This window comes from Corynebacterium sp. ES2730-CONJ, assembly GCF_024834055.1.
GTDB lineage: Bacteria > Actinomycetota > Actinomycetes > Mycobacteriales > Mycobacteriaceae > Corynebacterium.
Window position 1 is genome coordinate 256,274 of the sequence record NZ_JANUXZ010000003.1, and the last position, 12,887, is coordinate 269,160.

The window sequence follows — 12,887 nt, forward strand, 5'->3', positions numbered from 1 at the left end:
GATAACGGGAGTTACTATGAGCGAAACCCATCCGGCAAGCAATTTCAGGCATGGTAAGGGAGAGAATTCACCCGTGGGTGTGGCCATCTTGGGCAATGGAACCGTGGGTTCACAGGTACTTCGGCTCATGGTTGAAAATGCTGAAGAATTTGCCCACCGGGCAGGCGGCCCCCTCGAGGTTCGCGGTGTTGCAGTGGCCAACAAAGAGAAGCACACCTCGAGTCTTGCCGCCGAACTGGGTGTTCTTACCGACGATGCCGCCTCCCTGATTGAGCGTGACGACGTCGATCTCGTTGTCGAAGTTATCGGCGGTATCGAATATCCACGTGAGTTAGTCCTTAAAGCCCTACGTGCCGGTAAGTCCGTGGTCACGGCCAATAAAGCACTGGTGGCCGCTCATTCAGCAGAGCTATCCGAGGCTGCGGATTCCGCGGGGGTGGATCTTTATTTTGAGGCGGCAGTTGCCGCTGCTATCCCAGTGGTTGGTCCACTCCGGCGTTCCCTTGCAGGTGATCAGATCGAATCAGTGGCCGGAATCGTCAATGGGACTACCAACTTCATATTGGATGCGATGGATTCCGCCGGTGCCGAATATGAGGATGTGCTCGCCGAAGCCATGCGCTTGGGCTATGCAGAAGCAGATCCCACCGCCGATGTTGAGGGATACGATGCTGCATCCAAGGCCGCCATTCTTGCATCTCTAGCCTTCCACACGAGAGTGACAGCGTCGGATGTATACTGCGAGGGCATCTCAGCGATTACTTCGGATGATATCAAGGCCGCTCGAGCAGCTGGTTATACCATTAAACTACTGGCTATTTGCGAGCGCTTGACCAACGATAGAGGTCAACGCTCTGTTTCCGCTCGTGTTCACCCTACCTTAATTCCACGGGATCACCCTTTGGCTAGCGTGAGTAAGAGCTTTAATGCGATCTTCGTTGAAGCGGAAGCTGCTGGTCGCCTAATGTTTTACGGAAATGGTGCTGGTGGTAACCCCACCGCCTCCGCGGTTCTAGGCGATATTGTGGGCGCCGCGCGTAATAAAGTATTCGGTGGCCGAGCTCCTGGTGAATCCACGTATGCTGATTTGCCGATCGCTGACTTTGGAGATGTCCCAACCAGGTACCACATCGATATGAAGGTTATTGATAGGGTGGGTGTGCTGGCTGAGATCACACAGATCTGCGCTGACCAGGGTATATCCTTGCGCACGGTGCGCCAAGAAGATCACCACGGTGAAGCTCGCCTCATCCTCGTTACCCATACCGCCAAAGAACGGTCGCTAGCCTCGATGGTTTCAGCCCTCGAAGAATCCGATACCTGTCTATCGGTAAACTCCGTACTACGTTTTGCAGGAGAGTAAATGAGCCACCAACTTCAACCTGGTCGTCATATTACCTGCTCGGTGCCTGCATCAACGGCCAACTTGGGCGCAGGTTTCGATTCTCTTGGTCTCGCGCTTGGACTTTACGACACGGTAGAGGTTATAACGACCGATGCGGGACTAGATATTGAGGTTCATGGCGAGGGGGCTGGGGAAGTTCCCCGCGATAGCTCCCACCTCGTTTACCGTGCCCTTGAGGCTGGACTGTCGGCAGCTGGGATAACGGTTGCGGGTTTGAAAATCATCTGCCACAATAGGATCCCGCATTCTAGAGGCCTTGGTTCCTCGGCCGCAGCCGCGGTTGCGGGAGTGGCTTTAGCTCAAGCATTAACTGGTGATGCACTCGATTCTGCTACCCTTTTACAATTAGCCTCTGAATTTGAAGGTCACCCCGATAACGCCGCAGCTTCTCTTTTCGGTGGCGCCATTATTTCATGGTCAACTGCTGGTGAAAGTAAGCGCTACCAGGCGGTCACCACTCCGGTTCATCCCGACCTCAAGGCTACGGCTTTTGTACCAAGTTTCCACGCCTCCACACATGAGGTGCGTAAAGTCTTACCCGCAAGCATTTCTCACCTAGACGCCCGCTTTAATATTTCGCGTGCAGCTTTAATGGTCGCCGCCTTAAACGAGCATCCCGAGCACCTGCAGAGCGCCACAGAAGACGTGCTGCATCAACCTTATCGTGCCGCGGTCTTAGAGCAGACTGCCTCATGGATTGAGCGGTTGCGGGACAAGGGCTATGCAGCTTACCTTTCCGGTGCTGGCCCCACCTGTATGGTGTTAGGAACCACCTGGGTCGACCAGTCGCTCATCGATGAAGCTGTAGCCGCGGGATTACAAGTTCTCACTCTAGAAATTGCTGGTGGAGTGAGCACCAAGGTCATAGCTTAACGAACTCGGGAGCTGCCCGGTCCGGGTAGTTTAATGATGTCGAGATCGCCGCGGGCCGCGGTAGCTCTGAGTTCGATCTTGTCGAATTTTCCTACTGAGGTTTTAGCAATATTTTCGACAAAGGCCCAGTACTCAGGAAGCATCCACGAAGGGAACGTTTCGCGTAGGTGATCGCGTAATTTATCTGCGGTCTCAAAGGTAGCATCGACATCTGCAACCAATTTGGTAATTGCTAGCGGACGCTCACCCCAGGTGCGGTCGTGGTTTCCAATAACGGCGCACTCAACAACTTCAGGTGCGGACATGATTTCATTTTCCAAGAGGCTGGAGTAAATCCATTCTCCTCCGGAACGGATGACATCTCGGGCGCGGTCGTTAAGAATGAGGAAACCATCAGCAGTAACCGTGCCGACATCACCTGTGCGAAGCCACCCATCTTCAGTGAACTGTTGCGCATAATTATCGGCTTTAGAGGGGTCTGACGGGTGATCGCTGACTGCTGAGCCTTCGTTCGAGGAGTGATAATAAGAACCGGTAATCCACGTACCCCTAACCTGAATCTCACCATCGTGGCGCTCCGTGCTATTGACCACCCGGCCATCGTTGACCACACGATAGTCAACGGCGGCGGGGAAACGACCTTGGGTGATCCGGTAGGAACGTTCGGCATCGGGTGATAGTCCAGTAGGCGGACGGGCCACCGTGGTGACACCAGAGGTTTCGGTCATGCCCCAGATTTGAACGAGATCAATGCCGAAGTTATTGCGCCATAAATCCATCAGCGCCGGTGGAACGGGGGAACCACCAGAAAAAATCTCCCGCAGCGAAATATTATTTGGTGGGTGCGCCAGATAGTACATCACGACCTGAATCCAGATGGACGGAACTCCATTTGCAGCCTGCGGAGAGGTGGTTTCTATGAGCTCTGCTAGGGATCGTGGTGTTAAATCAGCCCCTGGAAATACTAGGGGTGCCCCAGACATGACTGCGGCGATGGGCACGCACCACGAAAGTGTGTGATAAATCGGGACGCAGCACAGAAAGGTTCGTCCATGCGAAATTCCCAAGGAGTCGGAGGTGCGCAAACTGATCGCTTTCAAATACAAAGAGCGCTGGGAATACACTACGCCCTTCGGCTCGCCAGTAGTGCCAGTGGAATAACAGAGTGCTGCTGCAGCATTTTCCGGCAGTAGGGGCCACGGATAGGTCGAACGCCGCCCGTCGAGGAGGGCCTCATAAGAAAAGGTGGTAATGCCTGAAGGTATATAGCGTGAAGCCGCCTGCGGATTGGTGCGACCGATGAAAATCACTGCCCGAACGCTCGGGCACCCCGTCGATAGGACCTCACCCAATTGTTTTGCCAGGCGCTGATCGGCGATAATAACCTGATCTTCCGCAAGATTGATGATATGTGCAATCTGCGCATTCAGTAGCTGCTTGTTCAGAGGATTAAATACTGCCCCCATACAGGTCACAGCAAAAAGGGTCTCCAGGTGCTCAGTGCAATTAAACATGAAGGTGCCCACCCGATGGGAGGGTTTGATTTCCACCTCATCGGCGAGGGCATGCGCGAGCGCGGCCGCTCGCGCAGCCAGTTCACGGTAGGTGCTTGTAAATTCCTCCCCAGATTCCCACGTTTTAATGAGCGTAGGCCCGAATGCGCGCGCACCGTAATCCAGAATGCGAGAAATATTAAGAGGGACTTCCTGCATGGTAGAAAGCATGAGTATAAGCGTAGCAATCAGTTCGCTAGGACCGTAAGCGAACTCGCCACCTTATTAGCTGAATGCCGTGAGGGGAGAAGAGAGTTCTCATACGGCCATTTTTCATATTCGCGCAGATTGAGCTAGACTGACGAACGAACATACCAATCTTTGCCTCCCCCGCGTCCGCACTATTTGCACCAGAGGTTGTGCGCGTTGAATTTCGCTCAAACGGGAGAAGCCTGCAAATTCTGTGACTAAAGATTGCTCAGTTTGTTCATCCACATACATAGTAGGACTTGCTCCGCATTTCATGGTCTTCCATTGAAGGGCGTCGCTGTCACGATGCCTTGCCGCATCGGCATTCAGCGCCCCAATGGCCATCGATGGCTGATACACCCCAACCTCACAGCTAGCAACGAGCACAGTGAAACTGAAAGGACATCTGTGACTACAACAGATCAAGGCGCACCGCGAAATCTCGCAGCTCTGCGCCTACCTGAGCTGCGGAAAATGGCAGCCGATCTCGGTCTTAAAGGAATTTCCGCCCTGCGTAAGGGCGATTTAATAGCCGCCATCAACAACGCCGACCACGCTCCAGCCCGGGCTGAATCTACCCCCAGTGACAATCGCCCAGTTGCCGACAATCAAGAGACTGACACTACCGACAAGCGCCCACGTCGTCGGCGGGTGACTAAGCACAGTTCGGCCGACTCCGCTTCGGCCGAGGGCGACGAGAGCTCGCAGCCTAAGCAGCGTACTCAGCGGCGCCATCAGGACGGCGAAGAGGGCGATAATCAGCACGAGGATACAGAATCCAAAGATGCGGGCTCAGAGGATGAGCGTGATGGTGATAACCGCTACGAATCCCGCTCGGCTGCACGGCGCGCGCGGCGGAACCGCTCCCGCCGCGACGAGAGGGGTCGAGGACGACATAGTCACGATGGTGCCGATGAGTCGGCTCCGCAGAACGACAACTCAGAACAGACCGATTCCGCATCCGATGACGATTCTCAGGACAATCGCTCCCATCGGGGAGATCGTCGGGGGGAGCGTCGTGGCCGCCGAGGGCGACGTGGACGGGACGGCCGTGACAACCGCGACAACCGCGACAGCCGCGACAATCAGGACGAGCGCGAAGCCAAAGAAGAAAATATTCAGGAAGCTGCAGGAATTCTCGATATTGTCGATTCCAATATCGCCTTTGTACGAACCTCGAGCTATCATGCAGGGCCAGCGGACGTCTACGTTAATAACCAGATGATCCGCCGCTTAGGGCTGCGATCCGGTGACTATATTGTCGGTGGTGTCCGTGTGGGCGGGAATAACGACAATCGCGGTAACTATGGGCGCGGTCGCAATCGCCAGAAATATAACCCTCTCGTTCGCGTTGATTCCGTCAACGGCATGACGGTAGAAGAGGCTAAAGCCCGCCCCGCCTTCAACTCGCTGACTCCACTGTATCCAAACCAGCGCTTGCGTTTGGAGACCGAGCAAAATATTCTCACAACCCGCGTTATTGACTTGATCATGCCTATTGGCAAGGGGCAGCGAGCCCTTATCGTATCGCCCCCGAAGGCCGGTAAGACCACGGTTATGCAGAATATTGCCAATGCCATCGCCACAAATAACCCTGAGTGCTATCTCATGGTGGTGCTTGTAGACGAACGGCCTGAAGAAGTCACCGATATGCAGCGTAGCGTAAAAGGCGAGGTCATTTCCTCGACATTCGACCGTCCGCCATCAGAGCACACCGCGGTGGCCGAATTAGCCATTGAGCGAGCCAAGCGTCTAGTGGAGCAGGGTCAAGACGTGGTGGTTCTACTCGACTCTATTACGAGGTTGGGCCGCGCCTACAACAACTCCTCACCGGCTTCTGGTCGTATTCTCTCCGGTGGTGTGGACTCCAACGCTCTATATCCGCCGAAGCGCTTCCTCGGAGCGGCTCGTAATATCGAAAATGGCGGCTCGTTAACGATCATCGCTACGGCCATGGTGGAAACCGGTTCCGCGGGTGACAACGTGATCTTTGAGGAATTCAAGGGCACCGGCAACGCCGAACTGAAGCTGGATCGCAAAATTGCAGAGCGTCGCGTATTCCCAGCAGTGGATGTTAATCCTTCTGGTACACGTAAGGATGAGTTGCTTCTCGCTCCTGAAGAAGCCCGCCTGATGCACAAGCTGCGCCGAATCCTTTCGGCATTGGATAATCAGCAGGCTATTGATCTATTGATCAAGCAGCTGAAAAAGACGAAGAGTAATCGCGAGTTCATGATGCAGATCGCTTCCTCGTCAATTATGTCTGCTGATAACGAACAGGAGTAACTGGTGGCAACACACGTTTCAGCCGTTGACGATATCGTCTCGGAGTATCAGGGCATCGAGGCACAGATGTCTGATCCCGAGACCATGAATGATCAGGCTTTATTTAGGAAACTCTCGAAGCGCTATTCAGAGTTGCAGCCAATCATGAATGTCAATCGGAAACTGGTTCAGGCTCGCGAAGATCATGAAGCCGCAGCATCAATGGCGCACGAGGATGCCGAATTCAAGGCTGAAGCCGAAGAATTAGAGGGCACAATCGTGCAATTGGAGGAGCAGCTGGCCGATCTCCTGGCTCCGCGCGACCCCCATGACTCTGAGGATATTGTTATGGAGGTTAAAGCCGGAGCTGGCGGCGAAGAAGCTGCACTCTTTGCAGGAGAGCTGGTGCGGATGTACCAGCGCTTTGCCGAGAAGCACGGTTTCATTACCGAAGTACTCGATCTCTCAGAGTCTGATCTTGGCGGTGTCAAGGATATAACCTTGTCAATTCGTTCGAAGCAGCCCTCCCGAGACGGAGCGTGGAGCATTTTCAAGTTCGAGGGTGGCGTCCACCGCGTACAGCGTGTGCCTGTCACCGAATCTCAGGGGCGGATTCAAACCTCAGCCGCTGGAGTACTGGTCTACCCTGAGCCTGATGAGATCGCGGAAGTGGAGATCGACGATAAAGATCTGCGAGTCGATGTGTACCGCTCGTCTGGTAAAGGTGGCCAGGGTGTGAACACCACCGATTCAGCGGTGCGTATCACCCACCTGCCTACGGGCATTGTCGTCACCTGCCAGAAAGAGCGCTCCCAGATCCAAAACAAGGCTCGCGCAATGCAGGTGCTCGCTGCACGACTGCAGGCGCTTGCTGAAGAGGCAGCAGATGCCGAGGCTGCTGAAGGGCGCGCCGCACAGATTCGCACTCTCGACCGCTCGGAGCGAGTGCGAACCTACAACTGGCCCGAGAACCGAATCTCCGATCACCGCATAGGCTACAAGTCGAATAACCTCGACTCAGTTCTCAATGGTGATCTCGATGATCTCTTCTCGGCACTGCGAGACGCCGAACGCGCGGCGCGTCTCGAAGCGGAGTAAGTCACGTGCGTGACCTTCTCACGCAAGCTGAAGCCACCCTTGCTCAAGCGGGGGTGGCTTCGCCTGCCTATGACGCCCGAGCGCTGGCCGCACATATTCTTAAATGTCAGCCTTTAGATCTGGGTTTTCTCAGCTCTGTTCCCGAGGATTTTGCCCAGGATTTTTCACTGCTAGTCGCGAGGCGCGCTCTCAGGGAGCCGCTGCAATATATAATTGGCACCGCAGCCTTCGGGTCGCTCGACTTAGCCGTCGGACCAGGAGTTTTTATACCCCGACCTGAAACCGAAGCCATGGCTCAGTGGGCTGTGGAGCATGCTCAAGAAATGCTGAAGGAGCGGAAGGCGCCAAGAATTGCCGATCTTTGTACCGGTTCCGGAGCCATTGCTGGTTATATAGCGACTTCGCTGGGACGCCACGCTCAGGTCTTCGCTGTGGAAATCTCTGCAGCAGCCTTAGCCTATACCAAAAAGAACCTGGCTCCTTTTGACAACGTAGAGATTATTGCTGGTGACGCCTGCGATCCGCGAATAGTACCGAAAGATCTCGATATGATCCTTACTAACCCACCCTATGTACCAGAAACGCCCACACTCGAACCGGAAGTTTACGCCGATCCGCCCCAAGCCGTATTCGCAGGCGAGTCGGGTATGGAGATCATAAATAAACTTGTCACTACTATTGTCTCGAACTTAAGACCTGGTGGATTGATTGCAATTGAACACGACGACACCACGCAAGATGAAGTTATCACTCTGCTAGCCACGCATGGCTTTGAGAATATATGCGGGCATCTGGATGCTGCGGCTAAGCCGCGATTCGTAACGGCAAAGAGTAAGCTGTAACACTTGAGAGACGATCTATAGCCAAAAAGAATAAAGAGGCGATCATGAGCAGAATTTACCAGTGCAGTTCAGCCGATAACCGGGCATTAGGGATCAAAGCCGCCCTCAGTGCAGTCGAGTCGGGGCAACTAGTGGTGCTTCCTACCGATACGCTTTACGGCCTCGGCTGTAACGCCTTTGATATTCGGGCGGTTGAACGCCTGCTCACTACCAAAGATCGCGGACCAAATATGCCCGTACCCGTTCTTGTTGGTAGTTGGGAGACCGCTCGCGGACTCGTCCACTCGTATGATGATCGTTTGCGTACTCTCATCGAAGCTTTCTGGCCTGGCGCGTTGAGTATTGTTATACCGCAAGCTCCGTCGCTGAGGTGGAATCTCGGGGATACGAGGGGCACAGTCATGTTGAGGATGCCCCTTCATCCAGTAGCAATCGAGCTTTTACGAGCAACCGGTCCCATGGCCGTGTCGTCAGCGAATATCTCTGGTCAACCACCTGCAACTACGGTCGCTCAGGCTAAAGAACAGTTGGGCGATAAGGTTGCGGTGTATCTCGACGGGGGAGAGTGTGCCGCTAAGGTTGCCTCATCGATTCTCGATCTCTCAGGTACCCACCCTAAATTACTGCGCGAAGGCGCCCTGAGTGCTGACAGAATCGCAGAGGTTCTCGATGTTGATCCTGAGAGCATCAGGTAGATGGGGGCGGGAGTTGCCGGCGTCCCGATGCGCGAACTAGGGCTCGTGCTTCTAGTTGCCGCTTCTTTGACATATCTCACCACAGGGATCGTACGAATGGCCATGGTCAAGGCCGGACGCATGGGGGAGATCCGCGAGCGCGACGTGCACTTAGTTCCTAAGCCGAGACTTGGCGGCGCCGCTATGTTCACAGGATTTGTTTGTGCCGTCCTACTAGCGGCTCAATTGCCAGCTCTCACGAGGGGTTTTCAGCCACTGACCCCAGAGATGGACGCTGTTTTGGCCGGCGGTTTCATAGTAGTCTTGGTGGGAATTTGCGACGATCTCTGGGAACTCGACGCTCTTACGAAACTCGTTGGCCAGCTGGTGGCCGCGATCATCATGGTCTTCTTGGGACTTACCTGGACACTTATATGGTTGCCGCTCGATGGCGGGAGTACGTTCATTTTGGACCCCATCGCCTCGACGTTCGTGACGGTCCTATTCACCGTTACCCTCATCAATGCGATTAACTTCATCGACGGCCTTGATGGCTTAGCTGCTGGCGTGGGCCTCATCGGAGGGGGAGCGATCCTTCTCTACTCGCTGACCGTCCTCCATGATCAGGGCGGAATGGTCTCCGCCTATCCTCCGGCTATTATTGCAGCAGCGCTCGTAGGTATCTGTGCAGGCTTTTTGCCCCATAATTTTGAGCCCGCCCGAATATTCATGGGTGACTCCGGTGCCATGCTGATCGGTTTGTTACTAGCGGCAGCCTCAACCTCCGCATCAGGAAAAACTAGCCTCAGCCTCTACGGGGTCGTAGATATTATTGCTCTTTTATCGCCGCTCATGGTGGTCATTGCGGTGATTCTCATACCTGTGGGCGATCTCATTGTGGTGGTTATCCAACGGTTGTTACGCGGGCAATCACCTTTTTCAGCGGATCAGCTCCATATCCACCACAGGTTATTATCCATCGGACATACCCATCGCAGGGCGGTACTGATCATCTATGCCTGGGTATCCTTGGCGGCTTTTGGAGCCGTGGCGTTTTCCATCGTACCGTCGCAGGCCGCTAGCATCGCTACTGTCGTGTCCTTTATTGTTGTGGTGGCCCTAACGGCACGCCCTATTTATGAAGGAAGAAGAGAACGCCAACCTGAACTTAAGATTCTTATAGACTCTCACCCTCAAGCTCCTCCAGCGATCAACGAAAGTTTTAAAAACCCGTGAAAACACGCTCGCCCTACGATGACCATAAAAGGCCCCTCAATCGAGCCCTCTATTTTGGTCTGCATGCCCTCGTCATTGTCACGATCGTCCTGCTTATGGTGTGGGGAGCGGTCAGCGGACTCCCCGGATTGTGGGGAGTCTTGGTGGGATCGGGTATCGGTGGTGCCTTTATGCTGCTCACGGTGATAAATGTGCTCATTACCGCATCCTCGTCACCGAGTACTACTGGGGTGGTGATATTGGGTGGATGGCTGGTCAAACTTATCGTGGCCGGTATCGTTCTCTACTCCGTTCGAGACGCCGAATTTTACGATCCGGTTGCGCTTTTCAGTTCCGTGGTGGCTGTGTGCATTGTCGTGATTGGCGCCGAGGTCTATGGGATTATGACCACCAACGTCACCTACATAACTCCGCAGGACACTCCCTAGCCACTACAGACACAACGCTATCCCCAGCGGTTATCTCGATAGATCAATCGGATTCCTCGATGTCGCCGAGCTACAAGCAACGAGACCCTACACAACGTCTCGAGCTCAAAGGGCAAGCTCTTCTCCTCGCTCTATAGCGTTTCTTCCGCGACTGCCGCTGTGGATAACAATCCAATGCGCGTCCCATCGAGTCAGCTCAACGGAACCGAGGAGCACCTCGTCCACGGTACGCGATCGTGAGTTTTCTTAGTAAGGTCATCGATCGGGATTAGCGGGCGTGACCAAAATTGATACCCCAAGTTATCGCATTACCCGCGGCGATTGTGTGAGAAGAATGGGATACAGTTTTCTGTGTCTGTGACAACTCCGCCGTCGATCCGGATAACCACGAAACTTCGACAAAAGTAGGCGGGGTCTCCCTACCGAATGAGCTCAGCTCATCGGTGGTTTTTTTTCTCGCTCATGGGTCAAAGAGGCAAGCGCCCGTTTCCCATTTGCACTGCGGTTTCTAGGAATAATAACGCTGGATGAACCTCGGAAACTCTAAGGTTAGCTAAGCGGATATAGCCAGATCGCTGGCGAGCGCACATTGGGTGCAAGCTTCGAGCTTGGCAGTGGGCGTCTCGCTCCCTGCTAGTTGTGCCTTCTCATCCACCCTGCTTCAGGCTTGCTTCATATGCCGGCACCAGTGCACACACGAGCACCCTTGATACGAAACCAGTGACGTTGGTCGCGGGCTGTGTTTTTGTGGTGTGCGAGCTCAGAATAATATTTTCCTCGTGCCGATGTCGGATCACCCGCGGTAATGTTTATTTCGGACCCCTCGAAGAGTCGAATAGCAACGCCTGGATCGCCGCTACTTATATTGAGAACTGGAGGGAAAATCTAACCAATATGGATCGGTTGAGATTATCTATTAATTGTCTCTTTAGTCGGTATGGAGCGTTAAGAGCGGTGGGTGGGTCTCTCGCTAAGATATCAGGCTGCGGGGTTAAGAGAGATATAAGGCTGAGGTGGTCATCAGTGATATCGAGTTGGTAGACCCGCGGCTATGGACCATGTGCACGACCTAGCGGTTGTGCACTAGATTTCGAGTGCGCACGGTCATGTGGAGTAGTCGTGCTCTACTCGAGTGGAGTGGGAATTTAAGCAGAATCCAACGAGTATGGATGTGAGTAAAATTACCCCCGTAACTGAGTGTGAGCGACGTTATGGGTCGCTTATTAGCGCAGCTTAACTAGCACTCTGGCTCTTCGGGTTGGCGGGGCTAGAATTTCGCTGAGCCGAGTGGGAAGAAAAGTATGGTTTGGGCTGCTAGTCTTACACGTGGGCTTATATCTCGGCGAGTGCCTGCTCGCAATTGATCGAGACTTAGGTTCTGGGTTGACTACCGATGTGTAAGGGAATTGGTAGTCAGTACCAAGAAATGACATGACGTCCCTTACACCACGATTTTTCAAAAAATAGATTTTCGTGGCCCGAACACGGGAGAGAACGCTGAGCGTTATACAACTGGCCTTAGAGGGTGAATTTCACGCGCCCGATTTGGATCATGAATTTTTCCCGGATGCCATTTGGTTCGCCGATATTGCGAACGGCTGGTTCACAATCGACCGTCTGGTGTTTGTCCGCTTAATTATGGTTGGCGTTCTTCTGGCATTCTTCCTCATTGCTATGCGTCGCCCGAAGCTAATTCCTTCGGGCTTGCAGAATGTTGGCGAGTTGCTGTTGGACTTTGTGCGCATCCATATCGCAGAAGAGATCCTCGGGAGGAAAGAAGGGCGGCGGTTCCTGCCGGTTATTGCCACAATCTTCTTCCTGGTGCTGTTTATTAATGCCCCGTCGATCATTCCGTTCCTTAATATTTCGCCCAATGCTCGTATCGCTATGCCATTAGTGTTGGCGATTGTAGGTTATATAGCCTTCATTTACGCGGGCGCTAAGAAGTACGGATTCTTCAAGTATATGAAGAGTTCAGTGGTGATCCCCAACCTGCCGCTGCCGCTACACTTTGCGGTGGTGCCACTGGAATTTTTATCGACCTTTATTCTGCGCCCCGCCACACTCACGGTTCGTCTGATGGCGAATATGCTGGTTGGACACATCATTCTGGTTCTGCTTTTTTCTGCTTCTAACTTCTTTTTCTGGCAGATGAATGGCTGGACCGCCTTATCGGCAGTCACCTTGGTTGCTGGTGTCGCGTTCACTATCTTTGAGATGTTGGTCATCTTCTTGCAGGCCTATATTTTCGCCCTGTTAGTAGCCGTCTACATCGAATTGTCGTTGCACGCCGACGAACACTGATCCACATAGCGCATCTTGTT

The 12,887-nt window shown here is 53.7% G+C and carries 10 protein-coding genes; 9 read left to right on the forward strand and 1 reads right to left on the reverse strand.

Annotated elements, in window-relative coordinates:
- The first annotated feature begins 16 nt into the window (after positions 1-16).
- Positions 17-1,363: a homoserine dehydrogenase gene (locus tag NXS13_RS05215; protein ID WP_259078006.1), complete on the forward strand. Its 1,347-nt coding sequence runs from the start codon at positions 17-19 to the stop codon at positions 1,361-1,363.
- Positions 1,364-2,278 carry a homoserine kinase gene (thrB, locus tag NXS13_RS05220; RefSeq protein WP_259289456.1) on the forward strand — a complete coding sequence of 305 codons (915 nt, stop codon included), beginning with the start codon at positions 1,364-1,366 and terminating at the stop codon, positions 2,276-2,278. It begins immediately after the preceding gene.
- Here thrB and NXS13_RS05225 read toward each other — a convergent pair.
- A complete protein-coding gene (locus NXS13_RS05225) occupies positions 2,275-4,002 on the reverse strand; it encodes a long-chain fatty-acid--CoA ligase (RefSeq protein ID WP_259289457.1) in 1,728 nt (575 codons plus the stop codon). The two genes, thrB and NXS13_RS05225, sit on opposite strands and share 4 nt — an antisense overlap.
- Before the next feature lie 426 nt (positions 4,003-4,428).
- On the opposite strand from NXS13_RS05225, the gene rho reads away from it, so the two are divergent.
- The 7 genes from rho to atpB all read left to right on the forward strand — a co-directional run bounded on the left by rho (position 4,429) and on the right by atpB (position 12,867).
- Positions 4,429-6,306: a transcription termination factor Rho gene (gene rho, locus NXS13_RS05230; RefSeq protein WP_259289458.1), complete on the forward strand. Its 1,878-nt coding sequence runs from the start codon at positions 4,429-4,431 to the stop codon at positions 6,304-6,306.
- Positions 6,307-6,309: 3 nt separating this feature from the next.
- A complete protein-coding gene (prfA, locus tag NXS13_RS05235; RefSeq protein ID WP_259077999.1) occupies positions 6,310-7,383 on the forward strand; it encodes a peptide chain release factor 1 in 1,074 nt (357 codons plus the stop codon).
- Between the two features lie 5 nt (positions 7,384-7,388).
- Complete coding sequence (gene prmC, locus NXS13_RS05240) at positions 7,389-8,225, forward strand: peptide chain release factor N(5)-glutamine methyltransferase (protein ID WP_259289459.1); 837 nt, start codon at positions 7,389-7,391, stop codon at positions 8,223-8,225.
- Positions 8,226-8,269: 44 nt separating this feature from the next.
- On the forward strand, positions 8,270-8,920 hold the full coding sequence (locus NXS13_RS05245) for an L-threonylcarbamoyladenylate synthase (protein WP_259289460.1): 651 nt from the start codon (positions 8,270-8,272) through the stop codon (positions 8,918-8,920).
- Positions 8,921-10,135 carry an MraY family glycosyltransferase gene (locus tag NXS13_RS05250; protein ID WP_259077995.1) on the forward strand — a complete coding sequence of 405 codons (1,215 nt, stop codon included), beginning with the start codon at positions 8,921-8,923 and terminating at the stop codon, positions 10,133-10,135. It begins immediately after the preceding gene.
- Entirely contained in the window at positions 10,132-10,563 is a 432-nt protein-coding gene (locus NXS13_RS05255) for a hypothetical protein (protein WP_259077994.1), read from the forward strand. Before NXS13_RS05250 ends, NXS13_RS05255 begins: the two co-directional genes overlap by 4 nt.
- 1,512 nt (positions 10,564-12,075) lie before the next feature.
- Entirely contained in the window at positions 12,076-12,867 is a 792-nt protein-coding gene (atpB, locus tag NXS13_RS05260; protein ID WP_259078435.1) for a F0F1 ATP synthase subunit A, read from the forward strand.
- Positions 12,868-12,887: the final 20 nt, after the last annotated feature.

Bases quoted from the DNA above. Each gene is read 5' to 3' on its own strand.
- NXS13_RS05215 (WP_259078006.1), top strand. From the start codon at position 17: ATGAGCGAAACCCATCCGGCAAGCAATTTCAGGCATGGTAAGGGAGAG.
- thrB (WP_259289456.1), top strand. From the start codon at position 1,364: ATGAGCCACCAACTTCAACCTGGTCGTCATATTACCTGCTCGGTGCCT.
- NXS13_RS05225 (WP_259289457.1), bottom strand. From the start codon at position 4,002: ATGCTTTCTACCATGCAGGAAGTCCCTCTTAATATTTCTCGCATTCTG.
- NXS13_RS05245 (WP_259289460.1), top strand. From the start codon at position 8,270: ATGAGCAGAATTTACCAGTGCAGTTCAGCCGATAACCGGGCATTAGGG.
- NXS13_RS05250 (WP_259077995.1), top strand. From the start codon at position 8,921: ATGGGGGCGGGAGTTGCCGGCGTCCCGATGCGCGAACTAGGGCTCGTG.